This window comes from Bacillus sp. SCT118, from assembly GCF_058566435.1.
The window spans coordinates 214,783-230,261 of the sequence record NZ_CP191225.1; the positions used below are offsets into that span (position 1 = coordinate 214,783).

17 protein-coding genes and 3 riboswitches are annotated in these 15,479 nt (G+C 45.9%); of the genes, 7 read left to right on the forward strand and 10 right to left on the reverse strand.

What is annotated here, in order from left to right; all coding sequences use genetic code 11:
- Positions 1 to 24: 24 nt before the first annotated feature.
- Both yxiS and ACQVGT_RS01100 read left to right on the forward strand, forming a co-directional pair.
- On the forward strand, positions 25 to 315 hold the full coding sequence (yxiS, locus tag ACQVGT_RS01095) for a protein YxiS (RefSeq protein WP_015385058.1): 291 nt from the start codon (positions 25 to 27) through the stop codon (positions 313 to 315).
- Positions 316 to 459: 144 nt separating this feature from the next.
- Positions 460 to 1,131 (forward strand): DUF3298 and DUF4163 domain-containing protein, encoded by a 672-nt coding sequence (locus tag ACQVGT_RS01100; protein ID WP_015483902.1) that lies wholly within the window; start codon positions 460 to 462, stop codon positions 1,129 to 1,131.
- A gap of 41 nt (positions 1,132 to 1,172) precedes the next feature.
- On the opposite strand, the gene ACQVGT_RS01105 is transcribed toward ACQVGT_RS01100, so the two are convergent.
- A complete protein-coding gene (locus ACQVGT_RS01105; RefSeq protein ID WP_014478419.1) occupies positions 1,173 to 2,366 on the reverse strand; it encodes a NupC/NupG family nucleoside CNT transporter in 1,194 nt (397 codons plus the stop codon).
- 127 nt (positions 2,367 to 2,493) lie between these two features.
- A riboswitch (purine riboswitch) is annotated at positions 2,494 to 2,595 on the reverse strand.
- 386 nt (positions 2,596 to 2,981) lie between these two features.
- Between ACQVGT_RS01105 and ACQVGT_RS01110 the strand changes: the two genes are divergently transcribed.
- The 5 genes from ACQVGT_RS01110 to ACQVGT_RS01130 all read left to right on the forward strand — a co-directional run bounded on the left by ACQVGT_RS01110 (position 2,982) and on the right by ACQVGT_RS01130 (position 7,577).
- A complete protein-coding gene (locus ACQVGT_RS01110; protein WP_041518126.1) occupies positions 2,982 to 3,830 on the forward strand; it encodes a methyltransferase domain-containing protein in 849 nt (282 codons plus the stop codon).
- A 154-nt stretch (positions 3,831 to 3,984) separates the two neighbouring features.
- Entirely contained in the window at positions 3,985 to 5,400 is a 1,416-nt protein-coding gene (locus tag ACQVGT_RS01115) for a GntP family permease (protein WP_015385055.1), read from the forward strand.
- 23 nt (positions 5,401 to 5,423) lie between these two features.
- Complete coding sequence (locus ACQVGT_RS01120; protein ID WP_015385054.1) at positions 5,424 to 6,140, forward strand: CoA transferase subunit A; 717 nt, start codon at positions 5,424 to 5,426, stop codon at positions 6,138 to 6,140.
- Complete coding sequence (locus ACQVGT_RS01125; RefSeq protein ID WP_015385053.1) at positions 6,137 to 6,787, forward strand: CoA transferase subunit B; 651 nt, start codon at positions 6,137 to 6,139, stop codon at positions 6,785 to 6,787. The genes ACQVGT_RS01120 and ACQVGT_RS01125 overlap by 4 nt, the downstream gene beginning before the upstream one ends.
- A 16-nt stretch (positions 6,788 to 6,803) precedes the next feature.
- Positions 6,804 to 7,577, forward strand: a complete 774-nt coding sequence (locus tag ACQVGT_RS01130) for a 3-hydroxybutyrate dehydrogenase (protein WP_015483900.1) — start codon at positions 6,804 to 6,806, stop codon at positions 7,575 to 7,577.
- Positions 7,578 to 7,629: 52 nt separating this feature from the next.
- Here the strand turns inward: ACQVGT_RS01130 and ACQVGT_RS01135 are convergent, their stop codons facing one another.
- The 9 genes from ACQVGT_RS01135 to ACQVGT_RS01175 all read right to left on the reverse strand — a co-directional run bounded on the left by ACQVGT_RS01135 (position 7,630) and on the right by ACQVGT_RS01175 (position 15,444).
- Positions 7,630 to 8,766 carry a 5-methyltetrahydropteroyltriglutamate--homocysteine S-methyltransferase gene (locus ACQVGT_RS01135; RefSeq protein ID WP_015483899.1) on the reverse strand — a complete coding sequence of 379 codons (1,137 nt, stop codon included), beginning with the start codon at positions 8,764 to 8,766 and terminating at the stop codon, positions 7,630 to 7,632.
- Positions 8,767 to 8,843: 77 nt separating this feature from the next.
- Positions 8,844 to 8,950, reverse strand: a riboswitch (SAM riboswitch).
- Positions 8,951 to 9,018: 68 nt separating this feature from the next.
- Positions 9,019 to 10,152, reverse strand: a complete 1,134-nt coding sequence (locus tag ACQVGT_RS01140; RefSeq protein ID WP_015483898.1) for a 5-methyltetrahydropteroyltriglutamate--homocysteine S-methyltransferase — start codon at positions 10,150 to 10,152, stop codon at positions 9,019 to 9,021.
- A gap of 81 nt (positions 10,153 to 10,233) precedes the next feature.
- Positions 10,234 to 10,340: riboswitch (SAM riboswitch) on the reverse strand.
- A gap of 65 nt (positions 10,341 to 10,405) precedes the next feature.
- On the reverse strand, positions 10,406 to 10,894 hold the full coding sequence (locus tag ACQVGT_RS01145; protein ID WP_015385049.1) for an LURP-one-related/scramblase family protein: 489 nt from the start codon (positions 10,892 to 10,894) through the stop codon (positions 10,406 to 10,408).
- Positions 10,895 to 11,021: 127 nt separating this feature from the next.
- Complete coding sequence (locus tag ACQVGT_RS01150) at positions 11,022 to 11,285, reverse strand: hypothetical protein (RefSeq protein ID WP_041518123.1); 264 nt, start codon at positions 11,283 to 11,285, stop codon at positions 11,022 to 11,024.
- A gap of 289 nt (positions 11,286 to 11,574) precedes the next feature.
- Positions 11,575 to 11,703, reverse strand: coding sequence for a hypothetical protein (locus ACQVGT_RS01155; protein ID WP_003227241.1), 129 nt, complete (start codon positions 11,701 to 11,703; stop codon positions 11,575 to 11,577).
- Between the two features lie 104 nt (positions 11,704 to 11,807).
- The gene (gene pepT / locus ACQVGT_RS01160) at positions 11,808 to 13,040 is read right to left on the reverse strand and encodes a peptidase T (RefSeq protein ID WP_003244314.1); all 1,233 of its coding nucleotides are present in this window, start codon (positions 13,038 to 13,040) and stop codon (positions 11,808 to 11,810) included.
- Positions 13,041 to 13,089: 49 nt separating this feature from the next.
- Positions 13,090 to 13,746, reverse strand: a complete 657-nt coding sequence (gene yxjL, locus ACQVGT_RS01165) for a two-component system response regulator YxJL (RefSeq protein ID WP_015385047.1) — start codon at positions 13,744 to 13,746, stop codon at positions 13,090 to 13,092.
- Positions 13,733 to 14,953: a sensor histidine kinase gene (locus ACQVGT_RS01170; RefSeq protein WP_015483897.1), complete on the reverse strand. Its 1,221-nt coding sequence runs from the start codon at positions 14,951 to 14,953 to the stop codon at positions 13,733 to 13,735. The genes yxjL and ACQVGT_RS01170 overlap by 14 nt, the downstream gene beginning before the upstream one ends.
- Positions 14,954 to 14,970: 17 nt before the next feature.
- The gene (locus ACQVGT_RS01175) at positions 14,971 to 15,444 is read right to left on the reverse strand and encodes a CcdC protein domain-containing protein (protein ID WP_003243313.1); all 474 of its coding nucleotides are present in this window, start codon (positions 15,442 to 15,444) and stop codon (positions 14,971 to 14,973) included.
- Positions 15,445 to 15,479 lie beyond the last annotated feature (35 nt).

The window sequence follows — 15,479 nt, forward strand, 5'->3', positions numbered from 1 at the left end:
TACTTTTCATAAGGAGCATGGCAAATGAACGAAAAACAGCTCGCTGAAGCTTACGAACGCGATGAAAATATGATGATTTTGGTGTTTGCCCAATGGTGCGTGAACCATGACCTTGACCCGGTGGAGATGTACGCCAAAGCGTATCCGCAGCAAAAGCTGAATGAAAGCTTGAAAAAAACCATGGACGATCTGGTCGTGCCAAAACACGAAGCAGAGCACATTCCGGACCAGACTGTCATTGCGGTATTAGAGATGTTCGGAAATACAGATTTGGCACAAGCCGTTCATGAAGCGATTTCTGGGCGCAAACAGTAAAAAAAGAGACATCCTGTGTCTCTTTTTTTATTGGGAAAATCATGCTGTTAGACCTAGAAACTTCTTTCGATTTAATCAGTCTATAAAAGTGTGTATTGCTTAAATAAGGGAATGATAAACAACGACATCAAAGGAGGAGATTGTATGAAATGGAATAAAATGCTGAAAGCCGCGGGGATTGCAGTCTTGCTTTTTTCCGTAGTTGCATATGCGGCCCCATCTTTAAAAGCAGTTCAAGCGAAAACACCGACTGTCAGCACCCATACGTACAAAAAGATCAAGGAGTTAACGTATCCACAAGTGCATCACGTCGGGAATGCCGCGTTTGAAAAGAAAATCAATCAAGAGCTGAAAGCCTACATTGAACAATCGTATCAGGAATACCTGAAAAACAAAAAAGCAGGCGAACAGCAGGGCTTTAAAACGGAATATCAAACATCCTTCAGCGTCAAATACAATGCGGCAGGCAAGCTCAGCATTCAAACACTCAATTATATCTATTCAGGCGGCGCCCACGGTTTAACGTCTGTCCAGTCCTTCAACTATGACTTGAAAACACAAAAGCGGGTGACGCTGGATCAGATTCTGAACACCAAAACAAAAGTCAGCAAAACGAGAGATTATCTATATAGCTATATCAAAAAACACGATGAGCTGTTTTTCCCTGATGTTAAGAAAGAGGATATAACCCTAAACAAAGACACAATGTTTTACTTTACGGCAAACGGGATCGCCATCGTCTTTGGCCAGTATGACTTGGGGCCTTATGCAGCGGGAATCCGGGATGTGCAGGTTCCAGCCTCTATTTATCAATAATCAAAAGAGCCATATCCGAAAAGGGATATGGCTCAATGTTTCTACCACACAAACAGGCCGACAATCGCAGCACTTAATAAAGATACCGCAATTCCGCTGACGAGCAGTTTCCACACGTTTCTCCCGATGACCGTTGACTTTTCTCCGTCAAGGATCGAATTGTACGTGCCGTAAATCATGCCGACAGTACTGAAGTTTGCAAAGGATGTCAGGAATGTCGTCGCCACCGCAACGGTGTGAGGCGGAAGGGATTTGAGATTGTTTTTCAAGTCAAGCATCGCAACAAACTCGTTCGTTGCTAATTTCATGCCCATCAGCTGAGCAACATACATCGCATCGTGCACTGGCAATCCAAGCAGGAATGCGAACGGACTGAACAGATAAGCAAAAATCGTCTGGATGGTCAGGCCGTGTACGAAAACGCCAAGAATGCCATTAACTGCTGACGTTAATGCGACATATCCGATCACCATTGCCAAAATAACGATAACCATGTTCATGCCGACAAGCATACTGTTAGAAATCGTAGAGAAAAAGTCTTTCTTCTCTTCTTTAGGCGGTGTATAGATGATATCTTCATCCTCCGGCACGTGAACAGGATTCAGCAGGTTTGCGATAATCAGCGCGTTTAAGCAGTTCAAAGGAATGGCTGTAAACACGTATGTCGCAGGCACCATTGAAAGATAAGATCCGATAATGGAGCCGCTGATGCTGCTCATGCTCATTAAGCCGAATGTGAGCAGGCGGTTGTTGCTTAAAACCGTTAGCTGCTGGCGGATAACCGCAAGTGCTTCGGTATTTCCCAGAAACATCATTTGAATAGAGAAAAAGCTTTCTAATTTCGGCAAGCGGGAAGCCTTTGAAATCACCCATCCGATTTTATCAATCAGCCAAGGCAAAATGCCGAAATACGTTAAAATATCAAAGAATGTGACGATAAAGATAATTGGAAGAAGCGCACTAAAGAAAAAGTCTACTGTTTCATTCGCCATCACTGACGGAAAGGCAAACGCGATACCGTCACTGGCGCAAGCAATCAGCCAAGTGAAGAAATCACCGATTTTACCGATGGCCCAGCTTCCGACTTTTGTTCCCAGCATAAACCAAGTAATCAGCAATTCCAGAACAATTAACGTCATGATCGGGCGCCACTTGATTTTCTTTTTCTGCGGAGAACATAGGAATACAACTGCCATAATCACAATGAGACCGACAAGGTTTAGTAAAAAGTACATGATAGCAACTCCTATGAGGGTTATTATGGAAACAAAAAAAGCTCTTATCCTTCACAAATTCTGGAAGTGCAGAAAGTGTGAAAAATAAGAGCAAACAGAAAAGAACTTGTCCTTTTCAACTCGTTCAAATTTATTCAAACTTTCTTGTAGTCTAGTTTTTTACGGTTACTAGGTAGAAACAATCAGACCATATTACTGATCATATACAAGAATGTCTTTTTTCTAAGATGATAGCAGTATTTTATCCTTTCACTTTTTGAAAATCAACCTTTTTAACTATTTTCACAATAATAAAATTTATATTCTAAAATGAGAAAATAAAGGAAAAACATGCTGGATTGCTATGCTGATATGATGTTGGCGGGATACCAGCATGTCAGTACTGATTTTTCTTCACTATAAGGTTCCAGCTCCTGGATATTTGTTGTATGATGGAAACGGGGAAACCCATACAGCAGAAAGGGAGTTTTTTTCATGATTATCCAATTCATTCGTTATAGATAATGACAGGTGTAGACAAACTGCCAGACCTGGCCAATTTTTGAGATAGGCCTAGGTTTATTTGTCTATGCCTTTTTCATTTATCTAAAAATGAATGAATGAGGTGTTTTTATCATGAAGCGAACAGTTGATTTCAGCATGTTTCGATGCCCGCTCTGCGTTTCTTCTATGGATGCGGCATCAGGGAAAAGCTTGATTTGTACAGAACGAGGACATACATTTGATCTATCTCGGCACGGCTACGTGAACTTTCTGACGAAGCCGGTCAAAACCAGTTACGGTGCTGAGCTTTTTGAAGCGAGGAGCAGGCTGATTGGAGAATGTGGTTTTTTTGACCCGCTCCATGATGCGATTGCAGAACTCATCAGTCATCCCACATCTGGTCATGAGGCATTCACCATCCTGGACAGCGGTTGCGGTGAGGGTTCTCATTTGAATGCGCTTTGCGGGTTTGATTATGCAGGGAAAGCAGCGATAGGAACCGGCATAGATCTTTCGAAAGATGGGATCTTAAAAGCTTCTAAGGCATTCAAAGATCAGATGTGGGCTGTTGCCGATGTGGCGCGTGCTCCTTTTCATGATCGCCAATTTGATATTGTTCTGTCTATTTTTTCGCCGTCCAATTATGCAGAGTTTCATAGACTGCTGAAGAATGATGGCATGCTCGTAAAAGTAGTGCCGCGAAGCGATTATTTAATAGAATTAAGGCAATTTTTATATGCTGATTCACCAAGGCGCACGTATTCCAATGCGGCAGCTGTTGAGCGTTTTACAGCAAATGCTGCACACAGCCGTCCTGTCAGGCTGCGCTATGTTAAAACGCTTGACCAGCAGGCGATCCACTGGCTTCTCAAGATGACGCCGCTTGCCTGGTCGGCGCCGAAAGATCGAATCAGCCTGCTGAAAGAGATGAAATCAGCCGATATTACGGTTGATGTTGATATCCTAATAGGAATGAAATGAATAGCAGAGGAAAGCTCCGAAAAAAGGAGCTTTCCTTTTTTAATCGGAATAGTTGGCCCACGCTTCTCGTACATATGGAAAGGGGACGGAAACAGCCGATGCGGACAGGTTTTTTGTAAACGCTTTCTAGTTCGCGGAAACGGGGGATGTGTGTGTGGAACTGATCATCATTCTATTGGCGTTAGGTTTGCTGATGTTTACGGCGTATCGGGGATTTTCTGTCATATTGTTTGCGCCGATTTGCGCGTTATTCGCGGTGCTGCTGACAGATCCAAGCCATGTGCTTCCTTTTTTTTCATCAATTTTTATGGAGAAGATGGCGGGTTTTATTAAACTGTATTTCCCAGTGTTTTTGCTCGGTGCCATTTTTGGAAAGGTCGTTGAAATGGCAGGGCTTGCGGCATCAATCGCGAAAACAATTGTCCGGCTTGTCGGGGCAAAAAGAGCGATACTTGCCATTGTGTTGATGGGTGCTGTCTTGACGTACAGCGGTGTCAGCCTGTTTGTTGTCGTATTTGCCGTATATCCTTTTGCGAAAAACATGTTCCAAGAAGCAAACATACCCAAACGCCTCATCCCGGGAACGATTGCTTTAGGGGCTTTTACGTTTACGATGGACGCGCTTCCGGGAACGCCGCAAATCCAAAATGTCATCCCGACGTCGTTTTTCAAAACAGACATTTATGCCGCCCCTTGGCTGGGCTTGATGGGCGCAGTGATTGTGCTGGCAGCTGGGATGCTCTATTTGGAATCAAGGCGGAAAAAAGCGCAGGCATCTGGCGAAGGCTATGGCGGTTTTGATACGCAGAATGCTGCTCCTGAATCGATTGAGTCCGCGGCTGAACCGGACAAAAGCCCGATTCGGCACGCGCTTGCCTTTGTCCCGCTTATTCTCGTCGGTGCAGTGAATAAATATTTCACCATTTACCTGCCAAAGTGGTATCCGAATGGATTTGATTTTTCTTCCATAGGATTAAAGGAGTTCGGCAGGCTTGATATTTCTTCAGCGGCTGCTATTTGGTCGGTGGAGATTGCTTTAGTGATTGGCATCATCACAACAATTTTATTTGATTGGAGAAGTGTGTTTGCCCAATTGAAGGAAGGGCTGAATGAAGGGATTGGCGGCGCCTTGCTGGCATCTATGAATACGGGTGCCGAGTACGGGTTCGGCGGCATTATCGCCGCGCTGCCGGGGTTTCATAAGCTGAGCAGCGGAATTTCACATACTTTTACCGATCCGCTTGTAAATGGCGCCGTTACGACAACTGCGCTGGCGGGAATCACCGGCTCGGCTTCAGGAGGAATGGGCATTGCATTAAGCGCGATGTCAGAACAATACTTACAGGCGATTCAGGCTTACAATATTCCGCCAGAGGTGATGCATCGGGTCATTTCAATGGCATCAGGCGGGATGGATACACTGCCGCATAATGGCGCCGTTATCACGCTTCTGGCCGTGACGGGTTTGACCCACCGGCAATCCTATCGCGATATTTTTGCGATCACGCTCATTAAAACGGCTGCCGTATTTGCTGTGATCGCGATTTACAGCCTGACTGGTCTAGTGTAGAAGAAAACGAAAGGGGCATCAATATGGGAAAAGTGCTGTCATCAAGCAAGGAAGCTGCGAAATTGATTCATGATGGGGATACGCTGATCGCGGGAGGGTTTGGGCTGTGCGGCATCCCTGAACAGCTCATTTTGTCTATAAGAGATCAGGGAGTAAAGGATTTAACCGTTGTCAGCAATAACTGCGGAATCGATGACTGGGGGCTGGGTTTGCTTCTGGCTAACAAGCAAATCAAGAAAATGATCGCTTCCTATGTCGGTGAAAATAAAATTTTTGAGCGGCAGTTTTTAAGCGGAGAGCTTGAGGTCGAGCTTGTTCCCCAAGGAACGCTCGCTGAGAGAATTCGTGCAGGCGGTGCAGGCATACCAGGATTTTATACGGCGACAGGCGTCGGCACCTCCATAGCCGAGGGAAAAGAACATAAAACATTCGGCGGCCGGACTTATGTGCTTGAGCGAGGCATTACCGGCGATGTGGCGATCGTCAAAGTGTGGAAAGCGGACACCATGGGCAATTTGGTTTTTAGGAAAACGGCGAGAAATTTCAATCCCATTGCCGCCATGGCAGGCAAGATCACGATTGCCGAGGCGGAAGAAATCGTGGAAGCAGGAGAGCTCGATCCAGATCACATCCATACGCCGGGAATTTACGTACAGCATGTTGTGCTTGGCGCGAGCCAAGAAAAACGGATTGAAAAACGAACAGTTCAGCAAGCATCGGGAAAGGGTGAGGCCAAGTGAAGGAAGCGAGAAAACGAATGGTCAAACGGGCTGTACAAGAAATCAGGGACGGCATGAATGTGAATCTCGGGATTGGAATGCCGACGCTTGTCGCAAATGAGATACCTGATGGCGTTCACGTCATGCTTCAGTCGGAAAACGGCTTGCTCGGAATCGGCCCCTATCCTCTGGAAGGAACGGAAGACGCGGATTTGATCAATGCGGGAAAGGAAACGATCACTGAAGTGACGGGCGCCTCTTATTTTGACAGCGCTGAGTCATTCGCGATGATAAGAGGCGGGCATATCGATTTGGCTATTCTTGGCGGAATGGAGGTTTCGGAGCAGGGGGATTTGGCCAATTGGATGATCCCGGGCAAAATGGTAAAAGGGATGGGCGGCGCTATGGATCTCGTCAACGGGGCGAAACGAATCGTTGTCATCATGGAGCACGTCAATAAGCATGGTGAATCAAAGGTGAAAAAAACATGCTCCCTTCCGTTGACAGGCCAGAAAGTCGTGCACAGGCTGATTACGGATTTGGCTGTATTTGATTTTGTGAACGGCCGCATGACACTGACGGAGCTTCAGGATGGTGTCACAATTGAAGAGGTTTATGAAAAAACAGAAGCTGATTTCGCTGTAAGCCAGTCTGTACTCAATTCTTAATGGGAAGGTGTTTGACATGAGAAAACAAGTCGCCTTGGTGACAGGGGCTGCCGGCGGAATCGGATTCGAAATGGCAAGAGAATTCGCCCGTGAAGGCGCTAGCGTCATCGTTTCAGACCTCCGTCCGGAAGCATGTGAACAAGCAGCCTCCAAGCTTGCAGAAGAAGGCTTGGACGCGGCGGCCATTCCGTATGATGTGACAAAGGAAGCGCAAGTTGCTGATACGGTGAACGTCATCCAAAAACGATACGGCCGCTTGGATATTTTGGTGAACAATGCCGGTATTCAGCACGTCGCTCCGATTGAAGAGTTTCCGACAGAAACCTTTGAACAGCTGATCAAGGTCATGCTGACGGCGCCCTTTATTGCAATGAAGCATGTTTTTCCGATCATGAAAAAACAGCAGTTTGGCAGAATCATTAATATCGCGTCTGTTAATGGATTAGTCGGCTTTGCAGGGAAATCCGCTTATAATAGCGCCAAGCACGGCGTCATTGGACTCACAAAAGTCGGGGCGCTGGAAGGCGCGCCCCACGGCATAACAGTCAATGCGCTCTGCCCGGGTTATGTCGATACCCAGCTTGTACGCAATCAGCTTAGCGATCTGTCGAAAACGAGAAATGTCCCTTACGACTCTGTACTTGAACAAGTCATTTTTCCGCTTGTGCCGCAAAAGCGACTGCTTTCCGTCAAGGAAATTGCGGATTATGCCGTGTTTTTGGCAAGCGAGAAGGCGAAGGGCGTCACTGGGCAGGCTGTCGTCCTTGATGGGGGCTACACCGCACAGTGACATAAAAAAACACACTTGCTCCGCTAGGGAATCAAGTGTGTTTTTTCTTTGCTTATTTCCAAACATCATTAGCGATCTCAACCACATGGCGGAGCTTCGCCCATTGCTGTTCTTCAGTCAGCTTGTTGCCTTCCTCAGTTGAAGCAAATCCGCATTGAGGGCTGAGGCAAAGCTGGTCTAAGCTTACATAACGGGACGCTTCTTCGATTCGGCGTTTCACGTCATCCGGATTTTCAAGCTCACCGAATTTAGATGTCACTAAGCCAAGAACAAGCTGAAGATCAGATCGTTTTACATAACGGAGCGGCTCAAAACCGCCTGAGCGTGAATCATCATACTCTAAGAAAAGTCCGTCAAGATTCAAACCGTCAAAAATGGTTTCGGCGGCTGCGTCATAGCCGCCTTCCGCTGTCCAAGTGGACTGGAAGTTGCCGCGGCAAATATGCATGGTTACCGTCAAGTCATCCGGGCGGTCTGCAATCGCGTCGTTAATCGATTTCGCAAACAGCTGGCGAAGCTCATCAGGCGTTGTTCCGAACGCTTCGATTTGTTTTAAGCCTTTTTCTGATAAGAAAACGGCCCACGCTGTATCATCAAGCTGGAGGTAGCGGCAGCCTCTGTCATAAAACGCTTGAATCGCTTTTTTATATGCTTTGGATACATCATGCTGGAAAAGGTGATAATCTTTTTTATACGCATCCTTTTCCAGTTTTCCGCGGAAAAACAGCATATTCGGGCTTGGAATCGTCATCTTTGGCGTCGCGTCACCGGCAATGCTATGGAGAAACGAATAATCTTCAAGCATTGGGTGAGTTGAAAAGTCGATATCGCCTGTGACTTTAATGCCGCGTGCTTTTGTCTGTACGTTATGGAATTGAATGCCTTGCTCAGGAGTAAACGGCTCAACGCCATCTAAGTTTTCCAGGAAATCAAAGTGCCACCATGCTCTGCGGAATTCACCGTCTGTCACGACGTTCAGGCCGGTTTCCTTCTGTTTTTCCACAATGCGGATGATTTCATCGTTTTCAATTTGGCGAAGCTGCTCAGCGGTCATTTCGCCGGCCGCTTTTTGCAGCCGCGCTTTTTTAACGGGCTCAGATCTCAACAGGCTTCCGACTTGATCCGCGCGAAACGGCGGTTTTTTTCTTTGAAGTGATTTTTGTTCTGCGGGTGTTGTTTGGTGTGACATGTTGTCCATTCCTTCTTTCCATTCAAATATAAAAAAGCTCTTCCTTTGGATAAGGAAGAGCTTGCGTGACAATCTCAACCTTATCTTCAAGAGCAATCATTGCTCTAAAGGATTTAGCACCATTCTGTTAAACAGCGGTTGCCGGGTATCGCAGGGCCAGTCCCTCCACCTCTCTTGATAAGGAAAACCTTTTTATGAAATTTTCTGATAGTATCTATTATTCACACATTTTCTATTTCTGTCAATGATAGATTATCTCCACACATCGTTGGCAATGTCGATGACATGGCGAAGCTTTGCCCATTGCTGCTCCTCTGTCAGAAGGTTGCCTTCTTCTGTAGAGGCGAAACCGCACTGCGGGCTCAGGCATAGCTGGTCCAAGCTGACAAAACGCGCGGCTTCATTGATGCGGCGTTTCACATCCTCAGGATTTTCAAGCTCGCCGTATTTCGATGTGATCAAGCCGAGCACAATTTGCAGATCCTTGCGTTTCACAAAACGGAGCGGATCAAAATTTCCTGAGCGGTCATCATCGTATTCCAAGAAAAGGCCGTCAAGGTTTAAGCCGTCCAAAATCGTTTCCGCTACAGCGTCGTACCCTCCTGATGCCGCCCAGGTTGAGCGGAAGTTGCCGCGGCAAATGTGCATTGTGATCGTTAAATCGTCAGGCCGGTCTGCGACGGCATCGTTAATTGTTTTGGCAAATATGGCTGGCAATGTTTCTGGATCACCGCCGAGCGCCCGGACAACCTCTCTGCCTTTTTCCTCAAAGAAGAGAGACCATGACGTATCATCAAGCTGGAGATAACGACAGCCAGCATCATAGAAGGCTTTGATTGCTTTTTTGTACGCTTGGGCCAGATCATGAAAGTATTCCTCTTGATCGTCATAAATCCCTTTATCCGCCTTTTCGCCAAAAAACAGCATATTTGGGCTGGGAATGGTCAATTTTGGCGTCGCGTTACCGGCAATCTCATGTAAAAATTGATAATCAGCAAGCGCTGGGTGGCTCGTAAAATCGAGTTTTCCCGTCACTTTGATGCTGCGCGCTTTCGTTTTTGTGTTATGGAACTGAATCCCCTCAGCCGGGATGAACGGTTCCACACCGTCAAGCCCTTCCAGGAAGTCATAATGCCACCAGGAACGCCGGAATTCCCCGTCTGTTACCACGTTGAGACCGATTTCTTTTTGTTTTTCCACGATGCGGGTGATCTCTTGATTTTCGATATCACGAAGCTGTTCCGCTGTCATCTCACCAGTCGCTTTTTTTTGCCGGGCTTCCTTCACCGGAACGGAACGAAGCAAACTGCCGACATGATCGGCGCGGAAAGGTGCTTTGCGTTGTTTTTCTGTTTTTTGTCCTGCAACATTCGTTTGTTGAGCCATGTTATTCGCCTCTTTTCTGAAATATTGAGCATGTAAAAAGCTCTTCCTTTGTGAAGGAAGAGCTTGAACGATCAAATCTCCGCCTCATCTGCAAGAACGCAATGTTCTTAAGGATTTAGCACCATTCTGTTTGAAACAGCGGTTGCCGGGTATCATAGGGCCAGTCCCTCCACCTCTCTTGATAAGGTACAACTTCATATTCAGATTTCAATTATCTTAATATTATTACTTTTGGATCAATTGTCAATGCTTTTTAGAAAATACTTTCATCTTCATCGTTATATAAAACCATATCAAGCACGATAGCGATGGCAGTGCAAATCAGAACATCTTCCTCGTTTGCAATCTGCAAGTGATAGGAATCACCCCAGCTGAGCCACTTTTTGCTCACTGACATCCGGACATTTTCCCCGTCCGTCAGCTGGAATTCATCCCTCCATAAATCACCATCGATTTCCCAGTTAAGCCCGGAAATCACAAATTTCGGTTTGAAAAACGTTACTTTCTTCGTTACCTCACAAACTGTTTTCCCGCCAATTGAAATCTCATAGCGCGGCAATAAAGACATTAGTTTTTGTTCTATGGAAACGAGCGTTTTTCCGGATGTATCTGTCATTTGTAATGAGTCTCCTAACGAGAAAAAACGCCCCTCCACCTTGAATGTTTCTTGTTCGTTCCGGTCATAAATGTGAAATGCATCTTTAAATGAGAACATTTTTTGTTTCATAAATAACTCGATCATTGCTGAAGTCTCCTTTGGATTTGCCTTGTATGAAATTACGGATAGAGGGCGAAAAGGTTTCAGGCTCTAATCAAAACAATTTTAAAAGGCTGCGTGATTCAGCAGCCTTTTCGTTTGAAATATAGAATTAGGAAAGATGCATCCGGCGTTTTTGGCGGATGGCGTCAAGGTCGATTAGGTTGTTTTGATGAGGTGCGGCTGCTGGCAGAGGGCTTGTCTTTTGCGGTTTGCGGCGATTGTCCTTGCTGAAAGAAAAAAGAAGATAGCCGCATAATGCGATGATAATAAATAGGATCATATTACATACCTCCCAAAAAAAGTTTTGGTACTCTCTATTGTACGGATAAAATGCCAAAAAGTATTCAAAAAATTCTAAATCAATAAATAACAAGAAACTGTCCCTCTGAAACAGTATAACCTGATGACCTGAAAATAGTCTTGAATCACGCTGTTTGCTCTTGTTGATGAGTGGTTCTATAGTTACTATCGACGGTAAAATAAATTCCTTTATATAACTTTTAACCTAAGTTTACATAATTCGAATTACCTGTTTATGGGTGCTGTTTTCTTGCTTGTTTGGTTTATACCCTATTTTTCGGAATTGAACACAAAAAACCCAAATTACGGAGCATTTGGGCGGTACGGGTGAATACGGATTGTATTTAGGGGATTTGAATGTTTTATTTGAAGAAGCGTTTGAACATTTTTCTGATTTTTTGAAATGGGCTGGATTTCTTTTGCATGTTAAGCGGCCTGGAAATGATCCATTTTTTCAAGAGACTCTTTGCAGCGATTGCATGTTTTGTCATTGTTTTTCCTCCTCATTTATTGATACTTGTTTTACGGAGGACGCGTTTAAAATGTTTCATTTTCACACAAAAAAACCAGTCCTTTTTTGGACTGGCTTTTGGCATTACGCTTGCGCTTCAAACTGCTTTGCGATCTCAACGATGACATTTACGGCTTTGACCATGTTGTCAACTGAGATGTATTCAAATTTGCCGTGGAAATTTTCCCCGCCTGTAAAGATGTTTGGCGTTGGAAGCCCCATGTAGGACAGCTGCGATCCGTCGGTGCCGCCGCGGATGGGAGAAATCTTCGGTTCGATGCCGAGGTTTTCCATCGCTTGCTTGGCGATGTTGACGATTTCGATGACAGGTTCAATTTTCTCTCTCATGTTGTAGTATTGGTCGTTCATATCCAGCAGAATCCGGTCTTGCCCGTATTCGTTTTGAAGTTCTTCAACGGCACGCTTCATTGTTTCTTTTCTGTTTTGGAAATTCTCTTTGTCAAAGTCTCTGATAATGTAGTGGAGCTTTGTTTCCTCTACGTCTCCTTGAATCGACAGCAGGTGGTAGAAGCCTTCATAGCCTTCTGTATATTCAGGCGCTTCGTCTGCCGGCAGCAGGCTGTTCAGCTTCATCGCGATTTTCGCAGAGTTGATCATTTTCCCTTTAGCTGTTCCGGGATGTACGTTGTTGCCTTTAATCGTAATTTTTGCGGCAGCGGCATTGAAGCTTTCATATTCAAGCTCGCCGAGCGGCCCGCCGTCAACCGTGTAGGCAAAGGAAGCATTGAACCGTTTCACATCAAATTTGTGCGGCCCTCTTCCGATTTCTTCATCAGGCGTAAAGGCGACCCTGATTGTGCCGTGCTTGATTTCAGGGTGTTTGATGAGGTAATCCATGGCTGTCATGATTTCAGCGATACCGGCCTTATTGTCTGCGCCGAGAAGGGTGGTGCCGTCTGTGGTGATGAGTGTATGGCCCTTATAGCCAGACAGCTCAGGGAATTGATCAGGTGACAGGGTGACCTGCAGCTGTTCGTTAAGAACGATGTCTTTTCCATCATAGCTTTCGATGATTTGCGGATTCACGTTTTTGCCGGTAAAGTCTGTAGCGGTGTCGACGTGAGCGAGAAAGCCGATTGTCGGCACGTCTTTTTCAGTATTGGAGGGAAGAGTTGCCATGACATAGCCGTTTTCATCAATGGCTGCATCCTGCATGCCGATGGACTTCAATTCATCAACGAGCATGTTTCCTAATGTCAATTGGCCGGGTGTGGAAGGACAAGTGTCAACGGATTCATCGGACTGTGTGTCGACTTTTACATATGTAGTAAACCGTTCAATGATTTCTTCTTTCATTTCCAATCATCTCCTTTGTCTTATTTTAGCATGGCGGGATGAGAGATTTCTATTGCACAATACCGTTTCGAATGGCAAAAACGACTGCCTGTGTCCGGTCTTGGGCATTGCATTTTTGCAGGATGCGGTGCACGTGGGTTTTCACAGTGCTTTCACTGACGAAAAGCTTTTCAGCAATATCCTCATTTCTCAGTCCGTAGGCCATTTGCTGAAGAACCTCAAGCTCTCTTTTGGTGAACGGCTCTGCCAGTTCTTCGGCATGAGGCTGTTGCTTCGCCCGAAATGTCTCACTGATAATTTTAGCAGCTGTGACTGTACGAAAAATCGCCTCGCCTCTCGCCGCAGCGCGAATCGCATCTATCAACTCTTCAGGAAGTGTATCCTTCAGCAGATAGCCGACTGCGCCCGCACGGATGCCTTCAAATACGTATTCTTCCGTGTCAAAGGTGGTTAAAATGACTATCTTTGTATTTGGAAGTGCGGACATAATGTCTTTTGCCGCTTCGATGCCTGAGCAATGCGGCATCTGGACATCCATGAGGATGACATCGGGTTTTGTTTGTTTTGCGAGTGCTATAATATCGTGACCGTCGCCGGCCTCGCCAGAAACCGTCATATCCATCTGTGCGTTGATGACGTAGCGGAAGCCTTCACGCACAAGCGGCTGATCATCGGCAAGCGCGACGCGTATTTTATCTTTGTTCATCTTTTTGCTCCTTATTCGTTGTCATGAGCGGCAATGACAGCTCAATTTTCAGGCCGCTCGGCTGTACGGCACTGAAAGTAAGGGAACCGCCTGCTTTTTCTGCGCGCTCTTTCATTCCTGTCAGGCCAAATCCATAAGTAAGGCTGCCGGTGAATTGTCCGTCGTCGGTGATTGTGACATAGAGATGGGACTTGTCGTTAGAAATGACGGCCGCCGCATGAGAAGCGTCAGCGTGACGAATGATATTGGTCAGCGCTTCCTGCAAGATGCGGTAGATCGTTTCGCTCACGTTTGGAGGCCAAGACTCTTCTGACAGTCCTGCAGTATCTAAAGAAACGTGCAAGCCACTCCGTTCCTCCACTTGATGAATGAGCCCCCGCAAAGCGGTAAGCCCCACCATCGATTCACTACGGCCCATTTGGTGAACGACAGACCGTACTTCTTGAAGACATTCCCTGGCGACACTCAGTACATTTTGAATGACTTTTTCTGAATCCTCCTTGCTGCTTTTAAGGATATAGGGAAGGGATTGAAGCTGAACAATCACAGAAGTCAGCTCGTGACCAATGCTGTCATGAATGTCGCGGGCAATTCTTGTACGCTCCTCAAGGACCGCGTACCTTAATGAAAGAACAGAAGCCTCCTGCAGCTCTGCATGCGCTTTCTGGAGTTCTTTATGAGCATGCTCCAGCTGCACATGCATTTTTGCCAATTCAGCATGATTCCGTTCAGCCTCCTTTCTCGCTTCTCGTCTGAAACGCATGGAGGAGAAGAAGACGTAGAGCCCGATCATGATCGAGATGTTGCTGATGATATCGTCCCAGCTGCTGTCAAAAACAGAATACAAAAAGAAAGCATTGCCCCCAATTAGGCACACTGTAAGGATCAAAGACAGCCGTGCAGGAAGCTTTATGGCTGCATAAACCATTAAAAATACGAGTAAAAAAAAGGCGGCTCCCTGCTCTTGGCCGGAAACAGCCCAAAGAAAAACGGTCAGGATCCAAAGCCCGACGAATATGCTCAAACTAACAGCGGTGGATGCCACATAGGGAATGATCCAAATGAATGCTAAGTATACCGCAAATACAAATGCTAACAAAATGGGATCAGCCTTAGTTGGATGAGATAAAAATTGTATGCAATTCAAAATGAGAATAAGGCTCGGCACAAGCTTCTTGTAGTGCCGAGCCGGAGATTGTCCGTTCATGCTGGTCCTTCTTTCGGTTATTGAATGGATACTTTGCCGGCGGTCAGCCGTCTGTATGCTTTGTAAAGCATGATGTTGCGGGCTGTAATGGTGCCGAGGGGAACGAAGAACATAGAATGAATAATGGCAATAAACATCTCGTTGCTCTCAGGCAGCCATGTTCTCGCGGCCATGCGCAAAGAAAGTATCACTAGAATGAGGATAACACTCCCAAGTGAGCCGCGTGAAGTGACCTTTCCTGTTTCCGGGTGAATCCGCACATTTACCATCTTCCCAATGCCAAACCCGCAGGCCAGCCCGATCAGTAATAAAATGCCGCTGATGGCCACATGTAATACGGAATGAAAATACGCCGGCTGAAACGATGCTGATACGCCCCATAAGAGCAGCAGCGGAATGATCAGCAACTTCCCGGGCTTTACCGTTCTTTCTCGATACATCGATAAAATAATAAGAATCAATACAATAAAAATATAAGGGCTCATCGCCATGTCATCAAATCCTTTCTGGATTAAGCATAGCGAAA